This window comes from Pseudomonas sp. ADAK7, from assembly GCF_012935675.1.
In the GTDB taxonomy this organism is placed as follows: domain Bacteria; phylum Pseudomonadota; class Gammaproteobacteria; order Pseudomonadales; family Pseudomonadaceae; genus Aquipseudomonas.
Window position 1 is genome coordinate 1,344,494 of sequence record NZ_CP052861.1, and the last position, 20,716, is coordinate 1,365,209.

Here is a 20,716-nt window from a genome sequence, read left to right on the forward strand (position 1 = left end):
TTCAAACCCTCAACTGAATTGTCCAGGTGGCGCCCACCGGGTCCTGACTGACATTTAAGGCTCGCTTCCCGCTGATGATGTCGCCAATGACAGGCGTAGCACTTTCAGCCGTGGGAACTCCAGCAACCGTGACGAATAACTCGTTCTGCAAGATCAGCAACTTCACGTCAGTCGTCTGGATCAGTGAGCCATCAATCTCCCTGGCCAGATAACTGCCGAACACTCCGCGGCCGCCATAGGTGACAACCACTTCGGGAGCGGTACCGGTGTCAGGGTCGTATTCGCCTGCCACCTTCCGCACGCCGAGCACCGGCTTCACAGCATCGGCTAGGCCGTCGGGATCATCGAACGCCTCGGCCATCTCAGCCTGAATCTCGTCGCGCATCCCCATTATCAGATCCTCTTGAGCATCATCACACCGGAACGCTTGGTCCACGGCACCAGCAGAGCTAGGGCGAAGTTCTCGCCAGCGGACAGGTCTGTTGACCCGGCTGCGTAAGTCTTGCTTGTCGAGGTGCCAGATTGAGCGGACACCGTCTTGCTCAGCACTTCCTTATGGGTGGCCTTGTACAAATTGCCCGCCGCCGCTTCTTTGGCGACCTGGGCGCCGGCCGTCTTGATCTCGGCCGGAACCGGGTCGGGGACAGCCCGCTTAATCTTGGCCGTGAGCCAGGCGTTGGCCATGGCCACAGCAAGGACCGGATCACCGGTGCCGGCCCAGCCAGGACCCAGCGAGGCATCAACATCGGCAACAGTGATGAAGTCGGTCATTTGCTTGTCCTTATTCCGCCGGCACCAGGGCCAGCAGGTCTTCTTTCTTAGCGGTTGCGTCGAAGGCAATGCCTTTGGCGGTGAGCCACTCTTTCAGCTCGGGGACCTTCATTTTCAGAGGATCGGTTTCCGGTGCGGCCTGCTCGATCTTCATCGCCTCTGCGACTTCTTCGGCAGTGCTGCGGGAGGCGTAGCCTTCAGGCGGGTAATTGCTCGCCTTGTAGCCGGCAGCGACGAATTCAGCGACCGTTGGGCCGTCTTCGCGCAGGCCTGCCGACTGCTTCCCGTCTTCAACCGCGATGCCGGCACGCTGATAGGCCGCAGTGATATGCGGGAAGTCGCCGTCGACAATTACCTTGGTTGCTGCGCTGATGACACCGAAGAACTCATCGGTAAGGCGATAGCAAACCCCAGGCTCCGCACTCGGCTTGTCGGTATAGATAACCTTCATGATTCTCTCCGTTGCGGTCGGAGCGCCACCTGGCGCCCCGCCGAGGCTGTCTTACGGGGTGGCGGTGCCGCTGATCACAGCCGCGAAAGGAACCTGCTTGCGGTCGAAGACGCGCTCCCAGTTGCCAGCAGCCGCGTACTGCGCGGCGGTAGGGCTGAGGTTCTGGTTGGTGCTGCCCTTCCAGCTGAAGCCCGCCGGTTGCAGGATCAGCGTCTTCCGCTCCCACAGGACCTCCGCACCACCACCGTTACCGCCGGAAGCCTTGCGCTCCAGCTCGACAGGCACGGTTGGATTGCCTTCGCCGTAGCCGAACGCACCCTGGCCGAAGAAGACCGACAGATAACGACCAGGGCCGTAGATCAGGCTGTCATCCATGAACACCGGCTTGCCGAGGTAGGTCGCCAGGATGATCTTGCCGTCGGAGTCGCGCAGGTACTCGATGAGGTCCTGCTTCACCATCTGGTTCATCACCACGGAGTGCACGCCGATAGCAGCAAACACATCAGCAGCATCGCCCGAAGTGAAAGCTGCATCTTGGAACGCGCCGGCGCTGATGGTCGCACCGGCATCGACAACCATGTCACCGGCATTATTCGCGATGTTCGAAGCGATCACGCCACGGGCTGCACCGAGCAGGTAACGCTGCCAGCGGCGAGTCCAGTAGGTGCCGAAACGGTTACGGATGTGCTGCATCGGTTCGGAGTTGGCGAGCTCCGAGGTCAAATCCGCTACGCCGTAACCTTTGTTGAGGTACAGGGTACGGGCGCGCATGCTGCCCTGCTCTGCCTTGCCAACTTCACCCAGGTCGTCAGGGTTATCGTTGGAGATATTCGGCTCTTCGTCAGCGTCCAGGTCCTGCCAGTAGCTGATTTCCGAAGTACCCTGGCCGTTCTGCGCAATGGCATCAAGCTCAGGGGATTTGGTGATGATGCCCGACTCAAAGACCGCGGTCTTTTCCGGGGAGTTGACCGGCGCCAGAGCGCCGTAATAGTCGGCGACAAAGATGTCTGCCAGTTGGGTAGTTGCCATGGATTAGGTTCCTTTGGTGGCCAAGAGTTTTTTGAACTGCTCGGGGTTATCGCGGGCCAGCGCAGCGCGCTCGGTTTCCGTGTACTCGCCCCATTTTTTCGTGGCCTTGCCACCTTGATCGCCGGTCGGACCGGCACCCTGAGCCCTTGGCCACAGGTGTGTTGCTGTTTCACGCAACGATTCCGCCCATTCGAGCGGTGACAGCGGGGTTTTCCCGTCCTTCCCGTAAACGACTTCGCCGTCACGGTCGGTAGCGATCGCCTCACCGTCCTCGCTGAGTTTGAAAGTGCCCCGGGCGCGCAGGATGATGTCCTCGGCAGCCTCGGGGAGCGCACCGGCCTTGATGGCAGCAGCACGGATGGAGTCGGCCAGCACCTTGTCGCTGTACTTGGCAGCGAAGGCCTCGGCCTTGTCGGCTCGGGTCTTCTCGGCGGCAAGCTTGGTGTCGTAGTCCGTGCGCAGGCGTTCGGTACGCTTGGTGATGACCTCGTCGAGCTTGCCCTCGGCCAGCAGCCGAGTTTCCTCGTCCTGCCCGACCTTGGTGAGCAAGGCCTTCACCGCGTTGATGTCCAGGCCCTCGAACTGGGTCTTGAAACCGTCCAGTTCGGTTTTGGTGGTTCGGAGCGAGCCAAGCAGCTCGGTGTTTTTGTTCTTGAGACCCAGTGTCGCAGCCTCAACAGCTGCTGCAATGGCGGTTTGAACGGCCGGGTCTTCAAGATCAATCTGGTTTTCGTCTGCCACTTGGTGCACCCCTTGGGTATGGTCGGCCCGCTTTGCAGGCATAAAAAAACCGCCCATTGGGCGGCTTGGTGTGAATTCTATGTTTTATCGGACTATCGACAGCCCGCGCATCACCAGGTAATCGGCGAACTGCGTCCTGCTCGGCGCGTATGGCGGTGGGCGCATTCGGACGCGCGGATTGTCACGATTTAAGCGTGTCCGCCGACCGTTCGGCTCAGTGCAGTGCGTTGGCTCGTCAATTTGAAAGCCCTGCTCTGCGGCGAACAGCTCGGCAGCAAGCCGCACCTGCCCCCATTCAAGCTCAAAGGGCACGAACGTCTCTGAAAGCGTCTGGTATTCGATCTTGCAGTCACGCCGGGGCCAGGCCATTGCCTGATCTGGATTGGCCTTGCGCCCTTTCCACTGCCGGGCGTTGATATCCGCCGCAGCGCGCAGCAGCAGCGCGACCTGATCAGCCTCCTCCTCAGGGATTCGAAAGCCATAGTAGTCGCGGTAGAAGGTCAGCTTCTCCAGCAGCACGAAGCTGTTGGCATCCGGCCTTCCCTGCCCGTCCTCAACAATGATCTGCATCGGTCATCTCAACCTGGTGGAGCACCGAGTGTAACGCCTGCCCGGGTGAACATGTCAGGCTCAATGACCTTCAGTTCGGCCAAGGTCAGCGGCTTGAACTTCTTGTCGAGCTGCAGCATGGCGAACTTCTCTGGAGTCAGGCCGCCATCGCGAAACAGCTTGCCTCGCACCGGTCCGAGCGCATGATCCTGGAAGCTCGCCGGCTGCGTCGCCAGCCACTCGTAATAGTTCATGCTTGCATCGACCTGGCCACCGCCAGTATTGCCCACCGATGCTCGCGTGGCGCCTTTTGAGAACATCTCAGACAGCCTCGTTATTGGTACCGTTGTGGATCGACAGTTAATGTGGGCCGGCGGCAACGGCCCTTTGCCCAGGTCGAAGCGCATGCCGTCTAGGCCTTTACACTGCTGAGAGGTCTTGCGGTCCAGCGTCGACAACCAGTAATAACCCAGCACCACGTCGCTGTTGGCCTTGAGGGTTTCCATGCGCGCAGTGGTCGCAACGTGCTGGATGGCCGTCTGCACGACTGACGCCGCGTTACGGTTGCTCACGGCGAGAATGCCGTCGGTGAAATTCTGCGCCGCGGTGCCGCGTACGGCCTGAATGATCTGGGCGTTCGTCTGGCCTTGGCCGAAGCCGAGCCGGATCGTGTTCGTCACCCGCATTGTTTCAGTTCTGGTCCAGCCGCTGAGGAAGCTTTTCAACAGCTTGCCGCCGTCCAACCCTTTGACCTGAAGCGGGTACGAGAACACCGCGGCGCGAATCACGGCGTTGGCCGGGACTACGGCATCAATCGACATCGCATGACTGAGGCTGTTGGCCTCGAAGGTCGACTCATACAGCGCGATATCCACCAGATCGGCCTGCACCACATCGCCGAAGGCCTTGTAGATCTCCAGCAACTTGCCGTCGACCCGGGCAAGGAACTGCTCAAGGCGATCACGACTGTAGGTCGTCAACTCCTTGCGCGTCAGTTGCTCCCGCACCAGGGCGTCGATTTTGCGCAAGTACTTCTCGAACTTCTTGACCTCGCCGGCCTTAAGCCGCTCGATCATCACTGAGTGACGGGTCGTCTGCTCCAGTAGCTGGCTGTCGGCCTGTTCCTGGTTTGCTGTTGGCATCTTCGTTGTCCAGGTTGAGGCCGACCGACTCGCGCTCTTCGCTGATCAGCTCGGCTTCTTCGTCGTAAAGACGTTCCGGTAGCTTCCCGGTCGTGAGGTACTGCCAATAGGTGTCGGCGCTGACCGTGCCGGCCATGACGCTCTTTTGAAGCTCAGCCAAGACCTGAGGGTCGACCTGAGGAATAACGAACTCAGGGTTGACCTTGAATGTCACCTGTTTCGGGTCGTAGCCCTTCCATTCAGCGGCGTATCGCAACGCCTGCTCTACGGCCTCGGCCACAGTGATGACGATGCTGTGCAACGTTGCGTGCTGATCGTTCTGGCGCGTCTTGCGCGCCTCTCCCGACTCGGTTCCGCCGACGTCCATTACCTTGGCACCAGCCTCAACAGCGGCGTTGCGTTGGTCATCCATGGCTTTGCGGACGGCTTCAATGCCGGCGCCCTGGAACTCCAGATAGCCACACTTGCCATTCGGCCCAAGGTCCCACGCGGCAGATGGCCCGGTTACGCTCAACTCTACCGTTTCATCCAAGCCAGATACCCACGGTTGCGGGTGGCTGGTCTGGTGCAGAGCAGTGAAATAGTCAGCACTGAGCTGATAGGACTTCAGCGCGGCCCTGGCCATCGTTAGAAGCGGCACTTCATCCACGTCGGGCGAGTTGTCCGTTGAGCCGCAGTAGATCACCGGCAGGAACTCCAGGCCCCTCACCAGGCGATTGTCTGTGCCGGTCGTGCCGAGCGGTTTCAGCTCTTCGATGACCTCCCCGTTTTCACCCAGCACTTCGCTGTAGCAAACTTCGCCGACCATCTTGAAGACGCGATAAACCATCTTGCAGTCGTGGTCGAACTCGTCCTCTTTGTCGTCTCGGAACTCGATGAATACGGCAAGCACCAGGTCTTGCCGGCCGCCGCCTTGGCTGCCTACCTTCCAGTTGATCGCGTTGCGGGTGGCATAAGTCGAGAAATACGGCTCACTGCTGTCGTCGATGTTCACCACCAGCGGCACCCGGCCGTGGGAGATCGCCTGTCGTACCATGCGGAAGAACAACTGCTTCAGGCCGAAGCCGTCAGACGTGGCGTTGTCTTCCAAGCCCTTCAGCCCAGCCGGCAGCTCAATTTCAGGAATCAGCCGAGACACCAGACCCATCATCGACCGAAGTGAGTCGCGCACCCAGTGTTCGTACTGAGCCCGGTTTGTATAGTTCTGGTACAGGTATTTGTTGCCGGTGGCGTCGAGCTTTTCAGCTTCCACCATGCCGCTGGGCTTCGGCAGGTTCCGATCGTTGCGCTTGATGGCGCCCTCACCTTCGAGCGCGTCGTCCATCATTTCCCACTCGGCGATGTGTGCGTCGAAGTCGGGGTTTGTCGATTGCACTGGCATCAGGCCAATCCTCCAATACGGCGCGTTCCGCCTGTGCGTGTTTTGATCGGGTAACGCTTAGCGATGAAGTAGCCGGCGGCGTCGTTCATGTGGTCGTGACCTTTTTTCGGATCTTTGTCCGGCTCACCCTTGTCGGTGTAGGTCTGCCGCTCCAGGCATAGGGTAAGTTGAGGGCACTGGTCGATGTTGACCTTCAATCGCCGCTCGCCGTAGGTGTTCAAGAAAATCGCGTTGACCGAGTTAACGCGGTCTTTGACGCCCGGGTTAGTCGAATCAACCACCACCGTGAATCCGGCTTTTTTCAACAACGAAAGGTCGGACTCGCTGGCGTTCTTGCTGCTGGTGTTCTGGCCGCTGGCATCTGGGTAAACCGCAACGGCGTGTCCTGGGAAACGCACCTGGATCTTCTCGATCATCTCCGGCGTATCGCGCACCCCGTGAAACTCATCCAGTGCAAGCGGCAGGTCGTCGCGCACGACATAGACCACTGCCGCCATCTTCATGACGTTGAAGTCCATCCCGATGTGCAGCGCTTCGCCTTGCTTGATTCGTTCGCTGGTGCGGCATTCGGCGCGGTTGAACGTGTAATACACGACGCCTGCATAGTTTTCGAAGCCGGCCTCGTACTCTTGCCGAAACGTGCGGGGGTCCATCTTGCGACGGGCAGCATCCAGCTCCTCGGCTGGTACGTTGCCCCCCTGCAGCGATGTGTACTGCCAGCTTTTGTGGTCCGGCTCTCCGCCAGGCTTACCGTCAAGGTAGGTGTCGTAGCAGTGATTGAATCCTTTCGGGGTCCCAATTCGCAGCGCGTGCCCGCCCTTGCGCAGCCCAATGCCAGGGATCGTGTACTGGCAGGTCGAAAGCATCGGCCGAAGAACTTCTTCCCACGCAGCCCACGGACAATCCGCCCACTCATCCACTAGGACGAAGAACAGACCAGAGCCCCGAAGGTTGTCGTAATTATCAAGCCCGACCACGCGCATGACGTGGCCTGACTTCAGAGTGATCGAGCACTCCGTCTCGTTTGGACGGTGCGAACGCCAGGCTTCTGGGATGGCCTGTTTCAGTCGCCGCCAGAACACACGCTTGGCCTGCTTGAAGGTCGGTGCGCCGTACCAGATCTCGTCTTCAACGCTTACACCCCACTCGGCAGCAAGACGGGCCGCTCGGCGCATCTCGGCCTTGCCCAGGAACGTCTTGCCGAACCGGCGACCACACACAGCATCACGAAAGCGTGCTTCAGGCTGAAACCCCCAGCAGTAAATGTTCGCCTGCTTCGGCGTCAGCTTTACCGGCGGGTCAAAGGTGCGGGGTAGTCGGGACATTCTCATCAGGCTCCAGGGTGTACTCAGCAACTGCGTGCTGCTGGTCCGCTTGGGAGCCCAGGGGTTTTTCAAATTCGAGACGGCGATTCACGTAGACATCGCCCACCTCTTTGGCGGCCTGCTCGTACAACTGAGCGGTCAGTGCCAGGTTTCGCATGTTCTCGGCCTTCTCGGCCATGCGACCCAGCCCCCTGAGCCTGTAGGCACGATTGGCGATCGGGATGTCGGTTGTCTCTTCGCGGAATCGTTTACGGGCGGCGTGGAACAGGTCGGCCCAGTTCTTCCCCAGCCTTTGGCCAGCAAACTTTGTCGGGTCATGTGTTTCGCACTGTTGTCGGGTGATCTCTATTCCGAATTCTGTCTTGACCGCTGCTACCACCTGGGATGGCGTATCGAAGCAGGCCAGTGCCTGAACGATGAAGGCTTTGACCTCGCTTCGTAGTACTGCCATATGGTTGTCATCCGTCAATACCTGTCATGGAATCAGGCCGACTTGAGCAGACAGGTTCCGCAGGCCCTCGATATATTCAATTTCCCCACCTCGGCAGGACTGTTTGCAGCATCCACCAACGCTTGAACGTCAGGGCTCGCACCGTAGCGGCGGACCACACCGACGAACTCTTCGACGTCATGACCGCGCAGCTTCAGCTTGGGTGCACCTTCTTCGGTGAAGGCTGGTTGACCGTACTTATCGGTCGCCTGGGCGATGTGGTAGAGCTCGTGCTCGATCAGCGCGCAGAAGGCGGCGTCGGAACACTGGGCGCTGTAGTCAGCGGCCAAGGTGATGATGAAGGCCGGCACATCGCCAAACCAATCACGCATCTGTTGCTCCATCCGGGCCTTCTGCCAACCGCCGGCGCGGAACGCTACCTGCTCGGCTTGTCCCAGGACGGTGCGTCCTTGCTTATCGAAGGCTGCCGACGCCCACATCACCCGGATGTCTGCATCCAGTAGATGGGCATGGTCTTCGTTGTGAATACTCCCGGTATCGGCAAGGATCTCAGCCTGGAGCCATTCCCACACATCAGGGGCTGGAGTCAGGCGAATACCGAAGTCGGACAGGTCGGACAGCTCAAGCATTGGTGCCGAAGGCATTGGTCTGCGCATTTGGAGTCATCCTGTGGGGGCAAACCACACAAGTGCGAGAAACTACACGTGGTTGAGTGGCGAGGGTGATGACGGAATGCTTCAATCGAGTCGCACTTTAAAAAAGGAGATGTGCAATGGAGTTTCTAAAACCGCTCAGTATCTTTTCGCTGGGCATTTACTCGGCAATCGGCGTCGCCGCATTGATCGTCCTGTACTTTCTATTCTACGGAGCCAGATGTTTTGACTCGTGGATGAAGAAGCAGCCAATGCCAACCGATCGGGTATGGGCCTTTGTAGTCGTTGCGGCACTTTTGGGGTTGTGTATCGGGAGCTTTACCCAGGGGATAACCGAAATCCATGCCGAATGTGCAGCATACGGTCAACCTGTTGGTCCATGCTTCTTTAAGCACATCAGTCCGTAGGTGTTTGACAGCAGCCCGACTGAAAGGCGCGTTCAATTGCCTCCCGGTCGGGTTGTTTGATGGCCGTCGGGACGCTCTGTTACTTGAAAAGGTGGCGGGGTGCCGGTATTGCTGACGATCAACTCTCAAAGGGCAATCACCATGGAACCGAGATTCAAGGTGCTGGACTTCATTCACGCCACTAGCGGAGCCACGCGCTACCGGATCTATGACGGAAAAAATCGAGGCGATGCCAATAAGCACGGCGTGTACGACGACAGGGCAGATGCGGATTCTGTTTGCGCAAAGCTGAACGCCGAACACAAAGAGTGATCTATCCGTGCCGCACTCACCTGCGGCACACTAACCCAGCAAAGGACTCGCGATCTTGATGGACATACTGGTTGAAACGGTATTTCGCGCAATTTGCTTCCCTATCGGGTGGCCCGTAATGCGGGTAGTCACGCTCGGGAAGTATCCGGCGAAAGGCTCATGGTTTTCCCAATCACCAGAATCCGAATGGACATCTGCGGTAGGGCTTGCTGTATTGGTGATCACCATGATGGCAATACTGGGCCAGTTCGTTCTTACCTGATCCGCTCAAGCCGTTAGTCATCAGCATCCAACAGCACATCAATCAGCTTCTGCTCGCCCAGGCGCATGGCACCGAGGCATTGCAGGTCGTCGCACTTAGGCCCCAACCCGAATACAGTCACCTCGCCTTTTGGGCCGATCAGGGTTAAGGCGCCAACACTGCACTCCGGATGCTCGCCAGCATCGAGATCATCAGCAATCTTACGCAGGGTCTTGGCGGCGTCGCGCCAGTCCTTTCCGCTTGAACTCCAGAACCTTGACTGTCATTAGCTCACCATGATGGTGGTCTGCACCTGGGCGTGCCCGTGCAGCAGGGAAACGACCAGGCCCTGAGGTAGGCCGGCGGCCTTGGCAGCATCTACCGCCTTGGCGATGGCGCTATCCAGATCGGCGACGGCCTTGTTGATGTCCGGGCTCAATGGCAGGACGTGGCGCAGACGGGTGACGTTGGTCATGCCGTCACACGAGACTCAGCGCAACAACGCCCAAGGCAATGACCGCGATTACGATCCAGCCGAGAGTGGATACTGCTTTGGATAAATTGGTGTTCGAAGCCATGGTGATTCCCTCGTCGCAGGTCGCGACACGATTTACTGATTCGCGAAACGTGTCGCGGATTCGGTTACTTGCTCTGGCTGCGTTTGATCTGGGCGTCCACCTGGTCGGCGCACGTGTCGAGCAGCTTGATCGCCTGATCCTTGAGCTCCCACACATCGCCGTTGAGGCGAAGGTCAGACTCGTCAGGGTCTACCCGCTCACACGGGACCAGCTCGGGCGCTTCAATTCTTACGGCCTGGGTCTTTGTTACCACTGCCGGCTTTCCCGCGCAGGCCGTCAGGCAGAGGCTGAGCAGCCCAGTCACGAACAGGCTTGCTGTTGCGCTTGAGATCTTCAAAATCTTTCCTCGCCTTTTTGGCTTTGTCTTCGCTGGCCTTGATTCTCTTGTTGAGGTCTGCGGTGTAGGCGGCGTTGCGCTGGGCTTCGGCGCGAAGTGTGGTGATCGTCGCCTGGCTCTCGGTGTTGGCCGCAATGGCGTCCTGCTTGCCCTTAGCCTCGATCGTCACCTGACCTTCAAGCGCAATGACCTGGTAGTGCTGGATACCCAGCAACAGGCAGGCAACGAGCGCGATGATTGCTGCAGCGGCGAAGGCCTTCATAGCGAATCCACCTTGCGACCCAGGAAGCGGGTCACCATCTCGCGAATGGCCGTGACGCCGAGGAACCCAATGGTCCCGCCGGCGGCAACAGACAAACTCGATGGCCAGGCCATCCACTCAATGACGCTACTGGCTGACAAGCTCAATCCACCGCAGATCAACGCTTCGAAGCAGATCCGGCGCTTGCTGGTTTCTTTAGCGTCATACAGGACGCGCAGGAAGGAGATAAGGATCGCCATAATTGCGCCCTGCCAAAGTGGATTGCTCAGGGCCATCCAGATAGCGGCCCAGGCGTCCGGGTTCTTTTCGGGCATGAGCTTCATCCGATGTCCTCCCTTTCGGGGAGCGTGATAGGTACGGCTCCAGCAGCACTCCCAGCCATAGCGAAGGGTGTGGTGGAGCCGAAAACGAAAAAGGCCCCGCGCGATAGCGAAGCCTTGGATAAGAGCATAAAGACAGCGCAGGAGGTATAACCCACCGCGAAATCTTGGCGTAATAGGGACAGGAAAAGTGAAAGGATCTAAAATTTTTGTAGCACTGGTTTCGGCTTCATGCCTCTCGCTGTACGGAAGCGAGAGCAAAGACGATTACGTATTCCAGGTTAACCGATGTGAAGCCGCATATGCGATGGATGACGACTCCAACGCAGAGACATTAATCAAGTCCGCCGGCGTAGTTGCTCAGTATATGAATGAGCACAATCTCGAAGACACTCCTGCGGAAGAGACTGCCAATACTGAAAAGATCATGAGTGAGATATTCGGCGTACCCAATTCAACCGTTGAAGTGTGGAAGGGTCGCGCTCGAAAAATTACAGAATCTGATTTCTGCAAAAAATACCTAAGCAGTTTGCAATCTGAATAGGCGTGAGGGTCTTTCCTCTCCTGTCCGCCGAAGACCTTCTCTGCGTCGACGCGCCTTTGCATCGATCTCGCAGTCCAGTCTCACGCCACCCTGCAGCATTGGTGAGGTCAGGGTGCGCGGGCTGTCGGTGTTATTTCCGTACGTCGTACTGTTCGGCTATCGACGTCCAGGCATTCCCGGGTGCTGCTCTGGCTACAGGTAAATCTGAGGCGTAAAAAAGCCCGCGCTATGCGGGCAATTGGAATAATCCAAAGATTTGTTCAGGCCCCTGATTCAGGGTCGCTCGCAGGTAGGCCGCGAGCCTCCTTATCGTCTTCGTCCTGATCATTCATCAGTGGGTCTGCGTCCGGATCATCGACGCGCCCACTCTTTCCAGATTCTGTATGCTCACTCGACACCGAATTGTTGGCATCCACGTCTGACATATCTGCCTCGACAGGTGCTTCGTCATCCGCAGGCAGCGGCACTTCTGGCTCATTCCGCTTAGGATCATGGCCTGTTTCGTTGTCCGTATCACTCGTCACGCCCTTCTGGGAAATGTTCCCTGGCGCATTCTCGTCGATGTCCATGCTGAGTCTCCGTTCTGAGGCGCGGGATATCCGTGCATGAACTTGAGAGGCGGCGCGGATCGGCGAGTGCCGGGCGCTGGACGAACGGTGAAACACGATAGCCCCGCTCGGTACACGATCTTGAATAGGGGCGTAATCTTTGCCGCTCAGAGTGATGGGCGTGGTGGAGCTGAAAACAAAAAAGGCCCCAGCATCTGCTGGGGCCTAAACCCTGTCACGTAACCACAGAGCAACAACAAGTGGCTGTTTATGCAGCCCTTCGCTCCTTAAGGCAGCAAATCGTAAGTCACGCAAGCGCGACTCGGGGTGCTGCTGTTTGCAGTAATCCACAGACCATAGCCAGGCGGCAGTTGGATCGGATACGAAAGATTTTGGGAGCCACTACCCAGAGTCATCAGGATCGGCTTCCCATCATAGTCCGAGCCGAGCTTCGGAGCCACAGTTCCGGTAATTAGGCCGGAAAGATGAGTGCCGCTCACCGAGGCTGTACGAATTACGGCACCTGCGACGTTTTCAGTTGGCTTGATGATCGCTTCAACACTATATGTGTCGGAGCTGTAGAACTTTGCACCAATAGTTACTGGTTCCATTTTTTTCACCTTTAAATCGAATGATTGTTCGCGGAGGATTCCGCTTTCATGTCGCTCAAAGGCGATCGCTCGAGGCTCGCGGCCTTCTCATGATTCAACGTCCCGCATCGGGAACATTTGATCTGGAGCTCGGTAAACTCACCCACTCGGGCGAGAAGTCGTTTGCAATTTCCACATCTGCATTCTTTCAACATCTGCAAGTCCGTTTGATTTCTGCTAGGCTCCGTCCCGCTCGCGCGAGCAGTGAGGGCCTTGGCTGGCTTGCAGGCACTATCTGCGATCCGGCGTTTCTTTTGGGTGTTCGCGCACCCTCTGGAATCGCCCTCTCTTTTTCTGCGCGCATAAAAAAGCCCCGAACTTGTCGGGGCTTTTTGCTTTCTTGCGGGCATAAAAAAACCGGCACAGTGGCCGGCTTTCTAAGTAACTTGCCGAAGGCAAAATACTAACTATGGGGAAATCATGCCCTCAGCCGTGCGGGAAGTCAAGCAGCCTCTTTCATCTTGTAAATTACACCGCCAATTGGACTCAACGCACGAGCGTCAATGTCATAGCAGGCATCGAAGCAAAGCTGCACGAATGGCTCCCAATCTCGCCCCCATGCCGCTGACGGAAGCTCGACGTCGTACTCTCCTTTCATCCAGGCGCGGAACAACTCGGGCTTGATCAGCGGATCGGCATTGGCCGATTGCCCGCCTTGGTGCATGTAGCGGTAACGACGGAACACACCCTTGGCGACATACTCGGCCCGCTCCCGCTTGCTGGCGGTCATACGCTCTACCCGTGAGCATGCCAGGTTGAAAACAGCACCTTCTGCCTCCTCCCGATCATCATCTGTCGGCTCGGCCGCATACATGGCATTGCCGAAAGCCCGCAGTTGAAAATGAAGCCGAGCAATTGCTGACTGGATGTGGCCGGCCAGCGCTCCGTGCATGGCAGGGTTAGCCGTCGGGCCTCGCTCCGTGCCCTGCACCACCACGCCCAGTTCAGCGGCGTCAGAAGTCTGGCCGGGGGCCGGGTTGTAGTTGCAGTCGTGCCAAGCCTGGCGCGCGGAATGGATTTTCATGCTGCTCTCCCCTTCAGCTCTCTTGTTTTTGCCCGGTAGTCGGCGGTCATCGCCTTCAGTTCTTCGACGGTGTACTTCTTCGGCTCATGCGGTCCTTCCAGCCAATCGACTTGCTCGGCGCCGATCCGCTTCACCAGCTCGATGCGGTAATTCACGATGTTCCCGGAAAGCCGGGTGTTGCATGGCGAGCACTGGCGGTGGCAGTTCAGCGGCTCGAAGCGCAGCGCGGGATTGCTGCCGACGGTGCGGTAGTGCCCTGCGTCGTACTTGCCTTGGTGGTGCCGGCTGCAACTGATGCACGGCAGTTCGGCATCGCGCTCGCGCACCCAGGCGTTGAAGGCCTGTTGCGTGTCCTTGAGATGCTCGGCCCGGCTCTTCAGCTTCTCCTTGCGAACCTTGATCTCCCGGCGCCCGGCATCCGCGAAGGCTTTACGCGTGGTTTCCCGGCCCTTCTCTGACTGTCCGTGAGCGATTGCGCACTCGATCTCCCCGCATACGGCTTGCGAGTCGCGGGCAGGCGTGTACATCACTCGGCAGGACGGGCAGCGCTTCCGGCGCGGGCCACCGGACGTGAGCGGGGTCTTGCGTTGTAGTGGGGTGCGCTTCATGCGGCTTCCTTGCTCAGCAGATCGGTGAGGACAACGCCCTGGCCCGTGAAGAACGCGGCCATGCGGTCGGTGTACTGGATGCCCTGGGCGCGATTGAACAGGCTGGTGACGGGGAAGCCGTCCGGACCGAACAGCTTGCACTCGCCCATCATGGCCAGCTTCTCCTCGTAGGGCAGATGGCGCATGACCCGATACCACGCAGCCTGGAACCCTGAATCTTCGTTCAGCAGAATCTGCACACCGAAGTGCAGCTTGCAGTAGCGCCGGGCGTCGGCCGCATCGCCGATCTGGGTCATCTCGGCGATGCGCTTGTACATCCCGAACCACAGAGAGTTCTGGTCGAGGGTGCGGTCCTTGCCCGGGCGCAGTGAGACAACGACGAACTTCTTGTCCTTGTACATGGTGGTCAGACTGGTGATGGCCTCGGTGAGCTTGGCCTGGCTGTTGACGCTGATCTTGTCGGTCATCGGGCGCCCTCGCTTGCACATGCCAACGTCCGATCATGCGAAACGATGCCGTAGGCTTTCGCTGCAATAGCAAGACCGCGCAAGGCTGGAACTGCACTGTTACGATCCCGCTCCCGCAGGTGGTAAAACGTGTCGAGGCGCGACAATGCCTTGGCGACGAGGAAGCTTGGGCAGATGATCACGCTCATAACTGCTCTCCCTTGCCCATTGCGGCGTCGATGTAATGGCCGAGACTCATATCGCCGGTGTACGCGATCTGAAAATCAGGGTTTGCGTCGAGGTACTGGAACCGCTCGGCATCTTTGCGCAGCGCCTCGTTCTCGGCCAGCAGCTCCAGCGCCGCTTCCTCGACGGTCTTCTCGCCAAGGAAGTCTTGCAGCGCTTCGGTGTTGCGTTTCCAGTCAGAGCAGTCGGCTCGAAATGAGGCTGCTTCAGCCCAGAGCAGCGCCTTCAATTTCTCTTTGTCGATAGCCATCAAAAGCCTTCCTTGCCGCGCTGAGATTCCCATTCGAACGGAATGACGATCACCCCGCCCTCCCGCAGACGATCCACGCAGCGCTCGCCCATGGCCGACGGCAGCGCCTTGCCGTCGAGGTTCGAGATGATCACCGTGGGGCGCATCTGCTCGTACCGGCCGTTGATGATTGAGAACAGCGTGGTCAGCTCGAAGTCGCTCGGGGTTTCCTTGCTCACGCCGATTTCGTCCAGAACGAGCAGAGACGGAGCGATAAGGCCGGCCAGGATCATCCCCTCCGTGCGCTCGGTTCCGCCGCCGTAGGTGGACCTGATGTCATGCAGGATTGAGCCGATCGTGCGGTACACGGCCGTAGCGGCGGTTTTGCGCATCAGCTCGTTCGCGATGGCGGAGCCCAGGTGCGTCTTGCCGGTGCCGGGCTTCCCGAGCATCAGCAGGCAACGGCCAGATTCGGAGATCTGCGGGAACTCGGTGACGTACCGGCGGCAAGTGCCAAGGGCCTTGAGTTGTTCGGGCGTGGTGGCCACGTACCTAGCCAGCGTCTTGCCCGCGAAGCGCTTCGGGATCAGAGCCGAGCCGAGCTTGATGGAAAGTTCGTAGCGTTCGTGAATCTTGGCCTGCTCAGCAGCTTCTTCCTTCTCGATCCGGGTGCACTCCGGGCAGCCGGTCTTGAACACCTTGCCGAAAATCACGTTCACGGTTTGCGGGAACTGGCCGTGGTCTTCGCAGATGCCGGTGATCTTTTGCGGTGCGGGCGCCGTGCTTGGCATGGCGATTACTTTTTCAGATCGCATAGCTGCCGTCCTCCCGCTGGGTCAGGCCGGCGGTGTAGTCGCGCTCAGCGAAGCCTGTGTGACGGGATTGCGGGAACTGGTGCACGTTGCTGACAGGCTTGACCTCGTCCTCCCAGCGCTTGCCGTTCAGCCAGGTCGCCGGGTGTGGGATGTACTGGCCGCCGTCCTTGGTCCACTCGGCGCAGACGACTTGCCGGGCCAGGCCTCTGGCGATCAGGGCAAACAGTTCGTCAGTGACCTTGAGTTTCCTCCAGGCCTTCTCGGCGTTCGCCTTGCCCTTCTTGTTCGGGTACAGCTTCCAGAACTTCGGGAACAGATCCTCGGTCGCCGATGCCGCCGGCGTCGGTGGTGTGAGGGAGTCAGCAGTCAGGTTAAGGGAGTCAAGAGAGAGGGAGTCAGCCGGAGCGCTTCCGATTTTATCGGAAGTACTTCTGCCAAAATCCGAAGTGATACATCCATCTGATACTGAAGGGATAAACGACTCGGGTTCATTACGGTGCGGGTTCTGATGTTTCACGAAGTTGTCGATTTCGATGTAACGCTTTTCACCCACGGTGTAGCGAAAAATGAAGCCGGTTTCGGCAAGCCAGTTGAGCATGTCGTCCATGTCGAGGCCGTCGCGATACGGGAACAGTTCACCCTTGATGCGAAGTGGACGATCTTCCAGGCGCCCTTCCCGATCAGCGAGAAGCCACAGGCCCTCGAACAGCAGGGTGAGCATTGGGTCTGCCACGCCGAGCAGTTCATTCTTGAACAGGGCGGGCTTGAGGTTGCGTGCGCGGGCCATTACTTGCCCTCCATGTTGAGCAGGTCAGCGTCACGCCGCGCCCATAGGGCTTGAAGCTTGGTCAGGCCTTTGCCGGTGACACGTGGCGTGGATACGGTGGTCTTGCCGTTTTCGGGATGTTCAAAGGTGCTGAGCTTTGCGGTGAGGTAGCCGGATTCAATCGGCCCCTGCATTGGTTCGTTTTTGCGGAGGGTGACCCAGCGGCGCTGACGCAGGAACGCCATCAGACGGTTCTGGCCGGTGCCGATCAGCTTTGCGGCCTCGGCCACCGAGTACGTTTCGTGCGTGACGGTCACTGCGTCGAAAAAGGCTGTCTTTGGCGCATCGGCGGCAACCCTCTGCTCGAGCATCAGGTTTTCGTGGGAAAGCTCGGTGTTGTCCGCTTCCAGGGCGACGACCTTCTTCACATTGTCAGTGAGCAAGGCCAGCAAGGTGCGGGGGTCGTTGAGGGCGGCTGCGTAGTCGAAGGCTGGCTTGGCGTCGAGCTCGTTCAGTCGAATCACTACCTTGCGGCGCACGGCCTTTGACTCCCGCATCAGCACGCACATGCACTGATCCTTGGTCATCCGGATGCCTTCGGACTCGGTATTGTTGGCGTTCTTCACTACGAAAGTTTCGTAGTGCTCCCCTTCCAGCTCGTCCTTGCAGCGAGCAGCGAAATCATTGCGCCGGACTTCTCCCTCACCGAACGAGGACCGCGCCGAGTTGACCAGGTCCAGAAGCTCAAAGCTGCTCATGGTTTCATTCCGCGACACGTTTTGCGTTTGCAGAAAACGTGTCGCGACATGGTTCGGGGTATTGCTTGAAGTGAGTTGGCTCTGCATAATCTGTCCCACAAAGTGTTAATGAATTAGCCGACCTCGACCGTCGGCTTTTTTGTGCCTGGGTTTTGAAGCCGTTACCCAAATAGTGTTGGGGAGCCCTCCTTTTTCTGGGCTTTTCCATCTGCACCATCAAATAAAGCTTGTGCATGCGGGAACATCAGGCGGCCTTCACCGACGCATCCATCACGTCCAGGCTCTGACGAACATGGTTGATTTCTTGGCGGATCAGGGTTTTCTCGAAGGTGTTGACGCGGTCGTCGTCGAGCGCTTGGTGAACTGCGATGGTCAGGTCCGCCACTTCCTTGCCGACGTTGATCAGCGACTTGGTCAGCGCCTGAGGCTTGGGCGCGGTCTTGGCGACCAGGTCGAAACCAAACTCGTTGGCCAAGGCCAGCAGCGGGCGCATGTCGCCGGTGTGCAGCAAGATCCCGAACAAATGCTCCACGGTCAGGTGATGCGCATCGTTGTCAGGGTTTGCCCGCTGAAGAAGACCTACATGCGGAACGCCCATCTTTGCCGCCAGTGCTTTTGCCTCGTTGTCCAGAACAGCGCTCTGGCAGGCCCGCAGGAAATCTTCCATTCGTAAAACCTCGTTTCTGTTTCCGTGGTGGCGATACGCCAACAAGGAAATAATTCGTTCATCAACTGATCAGGGACGAATCCATGACCTTCTTTTTCTCCAGTCCCGAAACAGGGACCGTGGACAATCTTGAAACCCGCTACCGGCCTGCCCTGCTCGCCCTGCGGTCCCTAATAAGGGCTGTGAATCACCGCTTTGGAGGGAAGGCAACCACGTTGCTTTCGGGTGGTGTGCTGTCGCAGATCGCTTTCTTGAGTCCTGGCATGGCCAGTCGCAAGAGCTCGGAGGCCAAGGCATCCGGGGTGATTCCGATCTCCGACGCCCATCGCGCCAGTTCTTCTGTTGCGCCCTTCCTGAGTTCAACTACTGCACTGGGCATGAATCCCCCTCTATGGCCTTCTCAGGCGCGTCTTTTCTCCAGCTCAAACGGCAGCTCTCCGAGCGTTCGCTTGACCTCAAGCGCGGCCTCGATGATTTCTCGGCTAAGCACGCTGTGTTGCAGCTTCATGTCGCGGGCTACGTCCTTCAGTTCCTGAAAGACTTCGTCATCGAGGCGCACCTTCACCTGGTGTTCGTGCCGGTGCGCTTTATCGTCGTAGGCCATAGGTTCACTTCCGCTTTCGGTGTGACGGGGCTGGGTTAGGCGGCGGAAAGCTCAGGCCAAATTTGGCGCCAGTCTTCAGGCCTTAATTCTTGGCGCGTAACCGACCCTCCGGTCGCGCTCTCTGTACGAGCAGCGATTTCGGCAGACGCAGTTTTGTGCCCGTAGGCGATCAATCTCAGATATGCGCGAGTGGTCCCTGTGCGGGCGACATCGGTGTCTGTTGCCGCCTTGAGCCAGGCCAGCAGGCTTGGGTGTTTGGTCCGCATGTCGGGCCTCCTTTTAGGTAATTTGATTATTACCCGCAGGTAATCACAAAGCAATACCTACAGGGAATTTACCTTTTGGTAACAGGAAGGGATGATTTGGCGATGGAAATTTCAGAAATTCGCCGCGAAAACTTGCGGTCGCTCATGAAGCAGCGCTTCGAGGGAAAGCAGGCCCGCCTGGCTGACGCCCTCGGCAAAAGCGCAAATTACATATCGCGATGCCTTTCAACATCGATGCCAGCATCGAGCAGGAAGAACATCGGCGAGGATTTTGCGCGGGAGATTGAGCAGGCACTGGGCTTGGACCGGTATCAGCTCGATAAAGTAGGAATGCCAGCGGATAGCGACGGATCTAGAAAAAGTCCGCCCGATCACCTTTCCGATATCGATACATGGGATGACGAAACCCCGCTCGATGACGACGAGGTCTACGTGCCATTCCTCCAAGAAGTAGAGTTGGCCGCGGGTTCGGGCCGGTTCGCGATCGCTGAAAGCGACAGCGCCAGGCTGCGCTTCTTCAAGAAAGACCTCCGACACAACAACGTGCAGTTCAGCAACGCGAAGTGTGTGGTGGTGAGTGGTAACAGCATGCTGCCTGTGCTGCGCGACGGTGCCACGGTAGGCGTGAACGTCGGCAAAAATTCGCTAGGCCATATCGTCGACGGCGATATGTACGCGATCAACCATAACGGCCAGCTCCGGGTGAAGCAGGTCTATCGCCTGCCAACCGGTATCCGCCTGCGCAGCTTCAATCGTGACGAGCACCCGGATGAGGACTACACCTTCGCCGAGATTCAGGAGCAGCAAATCGCGATCCTGGGTCACGTGTTTTGGTGGGCAATGTACTCCCGATAACAATCGCAACGCTCGCACCACACACCAAAAGGAATGGACTCCATGAAAAAGCTGGTGATTACTGGAATCGTCGCTCTCGTTGCGATAGTCATCTACACCCAGATAACTATCTTTGCCGTGCCGCCGATCGGCGCAGTGCCCGAGGGGCGCACGGTGATAATGCTGCGGCTGAACAAGACCAACTTTATCGACAGTGCCGACGCCATGTGCGAGCGCCTGCAGGGCAGCGTTAGTCTGCTTTGCCGAGGGGTGACCATGGGTGCCGTGGTGAACAATACGAAAATTCTCGCCCGCCTACCCTACTCAGAGTCGCTCTATCTGATCTCCACGGGCGGCAAGCGGTACGACCGATGATGCAGGCGCATTAGGCGATGTCCAGGCATTGTTGAAGATGTGCACTGCGTTCCATTCGGACGAAGACCGGTTAACCGCGTATTCAGACGAGATCAAAGCCGGCGCAATAACCAGGACAATCAAATAGATGGCAGATCTCATACAAGGCCTCGACGGCCCCAGAACAGCCCAGCAAGAGCTGTTCTACGACCTAGACGATGCGTCCGCGGTCATCGACTGGTCAGTGGCCGAATTGACCAGCATGGCCGGCCGCGGCAGATCCCCCGATGATGCCGTTGCGCTTATGAAGATCTCCGCTCTTCTGAAAGCTCAGCAAGAAAAGATTCGCCGCCACGCTGATGAGGTGAAGGCGGGAAGGATTGTGCGGGGCAAGGCTGAGTAAGCGA

General features: G+C 58.4%; 34 protein-coding genes and 1 pseudogene. 6 read left to right on the forward strand and 29 right to left on the reverse strand.

Translation table 11 applies throughout. From position 1 onward, the window contains the following. Position 1: 1 nt before the first annotated feature. The 11 genes from HKK53_RS05930 to HKK53_RS05980 form a co-directional block, all read right to left on the reverse strand. Positions 2 to 391 carry a hypothetical protein gene (locus tag HKK53_RS05930; RefSeq protein WP_169369985.1) on the reverse strand — a complete coding sequence of 130 codons (390 nt, stop codon included), beginning with the start codon at positions 389 to 391 and terminating at the stop codon, positions 2 to 4. Between the two features lie 2 nt (positions 392 to 393). Continuing rightward, positions 394 to 771 (reverse strand): hypothetical protein, encoded by a 378-nt coding sequence (locus HKK53_RS05935; RefSeq protein ID WP_169369986.1) that lies wholly within the window; start codon positions 769 to 771, stop codon positions 394 to 396. Between the two features lie 10 nt (positions 772 to 781). Further along, entirely contained in the window at positions 782 to 1,222 is a 441-nt protein-coding gene (locus HKK53_RS05940) for a HeH/LEM domain-containing protein (RefSeq protein WP_169369987.1), read from the reverse strand. A 51-nt stretch (positions 1,223 to 1,273) separates the two neighbouring features. Beyond that, on the reverse strand, positions 1,274 to 2,251 hold the full coding sequence (locus tag HKK53_RS05945; RefSeq protein ID WP_169369988.1) for a phage coat protein: 978 nt from the start codon (positions 2,249 to 2,251) through the stop codon (positions 1,274 to 1,276). Positions 2,252 to 2,254: 3 nt separating this feature from the next. After that, on the reverse strand, positions 2,255 to 2,992 hold the full coding sequence (locus HKK53_RS05950; protein ID WP_169369989.1) for a hypothetical protein: 738 nt from the start codon (positions 2,990 to 2,992) through the stop codon (positions 2,255 to 2,257). A gap of 84 nt (positions 2,993 to 3,076) precedes the next feature. Beyond that, entirely contained in the window at positions 3,077 to 3,562 is a 486-nt protein-coding gene (locus HKK53_RS05955) for a DnaT-like ssDNA-binding protein (RefSeq protein WP_169369990.1), read from the reverse strand. A gap of 8 nt (positions 3,563 to 3,570) precedes the next feature. After that, entirely contained in the window at positions 3,571 to 4,683 is a 1,113-nt protein-coding gene (locus HKK53_RS05960; protein ID WP_178117445.1) for a minor capsid protein, read from the reverse strand. Then, entirely contained in the window at positions 4,601 to 6,064 is a 1,464-nt protein-coding gene (locus HKK53_RS05965; RefSeq protein ID WP_169369991.1) for a DUF4055 domain-containing protein, read from the reverse strand. The genes HKK53_RS05960 and HKK53_RS05965 overlap by 83 nt, the downstream gene beginning before the upstream one ends. Further along, complete coding sequence (locus HKK53_RS05970; RefSeq protein WP_169369992.1) at positions 6,064 to 7,389, reverse strand: phage terminase large subunit family protein; 1,326 nt, start codon at positions 7,387 to 7,389, stop codon at positions 6,064 to 6,066. The genes HKK53_RS05965 and HKK53_RS05970 overlap by 1 nt, the downstream gene beginning before the upstream one ends. Next, positions 7,364 to 7,840: a DUF2280 domain-containing protein gene (locus HKK53_RS05975; RefSeq protein WP_169369993.1), complete on the reverse strand. Its 477-nt coding sequence runs from the start codon at positions 7,838 to 7,840 to the stop codon at positions 7,364 to 7,366. Before HKK53_RS05975 ends, HKK53_RS05970 begins: the two co-directional genes overlap by 26 nt. 32 nt (positions 7,841 to 7,872) lie before the next feature. Further along, on the reverse strand, positions 7,873 to 8,496 hold the full coding sequence (locus HKK53_RS05980; protein ID WP_169369994.1) for a putative metallopeptidase: 624 nt from the start codon (positions 8,494 to 8,496) through the stop codon (positions 7,873 to 7,875). A 116-nt stretch (positions 8,497 to 8,612) separates the two neighbouring features. Between HKK53_RS05980 and HKK53_RS05985 the strand changes: the two genes are divergently transcribed. Both HKK53_RS05985 and HKK53_RS05990 read left to right on the forward strand, forming a co-directional pair. Next, positions 8,613 to 8,900 (forward strand): hypothetical protein, encoded by a 288-nt coding sequence (locus HKK53_RS05985; protein WP_169369995.1) that lies wholly within the window; start codon positions 8,613 to 8,615, stop codon positions 8,898 to 8,900. A gap of 99 nt (positions 8,901 to 8,999) precedes the next feature. Beyond that, on the forward strand, positions 9,000 to 9,212 hold the full coding sequence (locus HKK53_RS05990; protein WP_169369996.1) for a hypothetical protein: 213 nt from the start codon (positions 9,000 to 9,002) through the stop codon (positions 9,210 to 9,212). 275 nt (positions 9,213 to 9,487) lie between these two features. Here the strand turns inward: HKK53_RS05990 and HKK53_RS05995 are convergent. From HKK53_RS05995 to HKK53_RS06015, 5 genes and pseudogenes are all read right to left on the reverse strand, one after another. Then, positions 9,488 to 9,740 (reverse strand): annotated as a pseudogene (locus HKK53_RS05995) (hypothetical protein). Then, complete coding sequence (locus tag HKK53_RS06000; RefSeq protein WP_169369997.1) at positions 9,740 to 9,928, reverse strand: hypothetical protein; 189 nt, start codon at positions 9,926 to 9,928, stop codon at positions 9,740 to 9,742. The pseudogene HKK53_RS05995 and the gene HKK53_RS06000 overlap by 1 nt, the downstream one beginning before the upstream one ends. 167 nt (positions 9,929 to 10,095) lie before the next feature. After that, positions 10,096 to 10,284 (reverse strand): hypothetical protein, encoded by a 189-nt coding sequence (locus HKK53_RS06005; RefSeq protein ID WP_169368739.1) that lies wholly within the window; start codon positions 10,282 to 10,284, stop codon positions 10,096 to 10,098. Next, complete coding sequence (locus tag HKK53_RS06010) at positions 10,253 to 10,630, reverse strand: hypothetical protein (RefSeq protein ID WP_169369998.1); 378 nt, start codon at positions 10,628 to 10,630, stop codon at positions 10,253 to 10,255. The genes HKK53_RS06005 and HKK53_RS06010 overlap by 32 nt, the downstream gene beginning before the upstream one ends. Beyond that, positions 10,627 to 10,953 (reverse strand): phage holin, lambda family, encoded by a 327-nt coding sequence (locus tag HKK53_RS06015; RefSeq protein WP_169369999.1) that lies wholly within the window; start codon positions 10,951 to 10,953, stop codon positions 10,627 to 10,629. The genes HKK53_RS06010 and HKK53_RS06015 overlap by 4 nt, the downstream gene beginning before the upstream one ends. A 187-nt stretch (positions 10,954 to 11,140) precedes the next feature. On the opposite strand from HKK53_RS06015, the gene HKK53_RS06020 reads away from it, so the two are divergent. Then, positions 11,141 to 11,494, forward strand: a complete 354-nt coding sequence (locus HKK53_RS06020) for a hypothetical protein (protein WP_169370000.1) — start codon at positions 11,141 to 11,143, stop codon at positions 11,492 to 11,494. 260 nt (positions 11,495 to 11,754) lie between these two features. On the opposite strand, the gene HKK53_RS32950 is transcribed toward HKK53_RS06020, so the two are convergent. The 13 genes from HKK53_RS32950 to HKK53_RS06085 form a co-directional block, all read right to left on the reverse strand. Continuing rightward, positions 11,755 to 12,063 (reverse strand): hypothetical protein, encoded by a 309-nt coding sequence (locus HKK53_RS32950; protein ID WP_169370001.1) that lies wholly within the window; start codon positions 12,061 to 12,063, stop codon positions 11,755 to 11,757. Positions 12,064 to 12,329: 266 nt separating this feature from the next. Next, positions 12,330 to 12,653 (reverse strand): hypothetical protein, encoded by a 324-nt coding sequence (locus tag HKK53_RS06030; RefSeq protein WP_169370002.1) that lies wholly within the window; start codon positions 12,651 to 12,653, stop codon positions 12,330 to 12,332. Positions 12,654 to 12,664: 11 nt separating this feature from the next. After that, positions 12,665 to 12,847: a Com family DNA-binding transcriptional regulator gene (locus HKK53_RS06035; protein WP_169370003.1), complete on the reverse strand. Its 183-nt coding sequence runs from the start codon at positions 12,845 to 12,847 to the stop codon at positions 12,665 to 12,667. A 287-nt stretch (positions 12,848 to 13,134) separates the two neighbouring features. Further along, positions 13,135 to 13,716, reverse strand: a complete 582-nt coding sequence (locus tag HKK53_RS06040; protein WP_169370004.1) for a hypothetical protein — start codon at positions 13,714 to 13,716, stop codon at positions 13,135 to 13,137. Next, the gene (locus HKK53_RS06045; RefSeq protein WP_169370005.1) at positions 13,713 to 14,324 is read right to left on the reverse strand and encodes a recombination protein NinG; all 612 of its coding nucleotides are present in this window, start codon (positions 14,322 to 14,324) and stop codon (positions 13,713 to 13,715) included. Before HKK53_RS06045 ends, HKK53_RS06040 begins: the two co-directional genes overlap by 4 nt. Then, positions 14,321 to 14,791, reverse strand: coding sequence for a hypothetical protein (locus HKK53_RS06050; protein ID WP_169370006.1), 471 nt, complete (start codon positions 14,789 to 14,791; stop codon positions 14,321 to 14,323). Before HKK53_RS06050 ends, HKK53_RS06045 begins: the two co-directional genes overlap by 4 nt. Continuing rightward, positions 14,788 to 14,979, reverse strand: coding sequence for a hypothetical protein (locus tag HKK53_RS06055; protein WP_169370007.1), 192 nt, complete (start codon positions 14,977 to 14,979; stop codon positions 14,788 to 14,790). Before HKK53_RS06055 ends, HKK53_RS06050 begins: the two co-directional genes overlap by 4 nt. Then, on the reverse strand, positions 14,976 to 15,266 hold the full coding sequence (locus HKK53_RS06060) for a hypothetical protein (RefSeq protein ID WP_169370008.1): 291 nt from the start codon (positions 15,264 to 15,266) through the stop codon (positions 14,976 to 14,978). The genes HKK53_RS06055 and HKK53_RS06060 overlap by 4 nt, the downstream gene beginning before the upstream one ends. Then, a complete protein-coding gene (locus tag HKK53_RS06065; RefSeq protein ID WP_169370009.1) occupies positions 15,266 to 16,060 on the reverse strand; it encodes an ATP-binding protein in 795 nt (264 codons plus the stop codon). The genes HKK53_RS06060 and HKK53_RS06065 overlap by 1 nt, the downstream gene beginning before the upstream one ends. Then, entirely contained in the window at positions 16,050 to 16,847 is a 798-nt protein-coding gene (locus tag HKK53_RS06070) for a phage replication protein (RefSeq protein ID WP_169370010.1), read from the reverse strand. The genes HKK53_RS06065 and HKK53_RS06070 overlap by 11 nt, the downstream gene beginning before the upstream one ends. Beyond that, positions 16,847 to 17,584, reverse strand: coding sequence for a phage antirepressor KilAC domain-containing protein (locus HKK53_RS06075; RefSeq protein ID WP_169370011.1), 738 nt, complete (start codon positions 17,582 to 17,584; stop codon positions 16,847 to 16,849). The genes HKK53_RS06070 and HKK53_RS06075 overlap by 1 nt, the downstream gene beginning before the upstream one ends. 244 nt (positions 17,585 to 17,828) lie before the next feature. Then, a complete protein-coding gene (locus HKK53_RS06080; protein WP_169370012.1) occupies positions 17,829 to 18,251 on the reverse strand; it encodes a phage regulatory CII family protein in 423 nt (140 codons plus the stop codon). Positions 18,252 to 18,651: 400 nt separating this feature from the next. Next, positions 18,652 to 18,855: a hypothetical protein gene (locus HKK53_RS06085; protein WP_020799051.1), complete on the reverse strand. Its 204-nt coding sequence runs from the start codon at positions 18,853 to 18,855 to the stop codon at positions 18,652 to 18,654. Between the two features lie 368 nt (positions 18,856 to 19,223). Here HKK53_RS06085 and HKK53_RS06090 point away from each other — a divergent pair, with 368 nt between their 5' ends. The 3 genes from HKK53_RS06090 (at position 19,224) to HKK53_RS06100 (ending at position 20,712) form a co-directional block, all read left to right on the forward strand. Further along, positions 19,224 to 19,976: a S24 family peptidase gene (locus HKK53_RS06090; protein WP_169370013.1), complete on the forward strand. Its 753-nt coding sequence runs from the start codon at positions 19,224 to 19,226 to the stop codon at positions 19,974 to 19,976. A gap of 42 nt (positions 19,977 to 20,018) precedes the next feature. After that, positions 20,019 to 20,330, forward strand: a complete 312-nt coding sequence (locus tag HKK53_RS06095) for a hypothetical protein (protein ID WP_169370014.1) — start codon at positions 20,019 to 20,021, stop codon at positions 20,328 to 20,330. 127 nt (positions 20,331 to 20,457) lie between these two features. Continuing rightward, complete coding sequence (locus HKK53_RS06100; RefSeq protein WP_169370015.1) at positions 20,458 to 20,712, forward strand: hypothetical protein; 255 nt, start codon at positions 20,458 to 20,460, stop codon at positions 20,710 to 20,712. The last annotated feature ends 4 nt before the right edge of the window (positions 20,713 to 20,716 follow it).